We start from the raw sequence: 1,037 nt of genomic DNA, 5'->3' as shown, positions 1-1,037 counted from the left end.
TGGATGGTTACTTCCACCATGAAGAAAGTGCAGGATCGATTCGTGTTGAGGGTGGGCAACATCTTAACGTGAACGTGCTTAACCGTGACATGTTGTTGGATGCCGTCGAACATCCAGAAAAATACCCACAGTTAACCATCCGAGTCTCGGGTTACGCAGTACGATTCAACTCGCTAACACGTGAGCAGCAACAAGATGTAATTAGCCGTACGTTTACTGCTAAGATCTAACCGTAAACTTCAAGTTATACGGTTCTAAAAAAGCGCGAGAATGACATCCGTCTCTCGCGCTTTTTTGTGCGTCGAGTATGGCGGTAATCATGTTGTTGGACGTCGCGTTGTCTTGGCTGGTATATGGGCAAAACCGATATTTACACGGTGATTGGAATTACTTTGATGCTTTTTTTGGGGGGATTCGCTTGTTTTTTATGTCAGAGATCACTAGGAGCTCTAACTTATCTTTGCCCCAAAATTCGTTAGACCAATTATTCAACACATTTTAGAGCCGTGTGTTTTCCCTACAAAACCTAATATTAGGTTCATGCCTGATTTACTTGCCATCTTTACTTTCTTTTCTGTGTATCTACACAGTTTATTCAGTTTGAATGCCGTTTGTGTATGGAAAGTGGCATGTTCTATTGAGTGTTTGGTATTGCCTGTCGATTTCTTTGTAAGTCATTGTTTATTATTGGGTTTATGGTTTTGTGCCTTGGATAATACGCCGGCGTGTTTTCTATGTAAGGATAGAGCACACAACTCGATGTATTTCCCTTTAATTTTTAGTAGCTTATGATAAATTAGTCGAAAGTCGGGCTGTCAGAAAAACGAGACGCCCTGTTATTAAGAATGTTATGCGTTTGTTGAGTTCTACATAATATAAAGTGTTGGTTAGTAATGAAAATAAAATCACTAAAAGTAATGAGCTTTAGAAATATCAATGGTAAAAACAATATCTTAGATTTCAATGATTCGGATATAATTTTTATTTTTGGTCAAAATAATGTTGGGAAATCGACTTTTTTACATGCTTACGAATAC

The 1,037-nt window shown here is 38.2% G+C and carries 2 protein-coding genes; both read left to right on the top strand.

Features of this window, described 5'->3' with window-relative positions:
* On the top strand, positions 1 to 230 hold a 230-nt coding region (locus tag AB4517_RS20950; RefSeq protein ID WP_372149778.1), incomplete at its 5' end, for an autonomous glycyl radical cofactor GrcA.
* A 663-nt stretch (positions 231 to 893) separates the two neighbouring features.
* Positions 894 to 1,037 (top strand): AAA family ATPase (locus AB4517_RS20945; protein ID WP_372149781.1); only part of this gene is annotated, 144 nt, incomplete at its 3' end.

The sequence above is a fragment of the Vibrio sp. 10N.222.52.C3 genome (assembly GCF_041474195.1).
Lineage (GTDB): Bacteria > Pseudomonadota > Gammaproteobacteria > Enterobacterales > Vibrionaceae > Vibrio > Vibrio crassostreae_C.
This window is presented reverse-complemented; position numbering and strand designations above follow the sequence as displayed.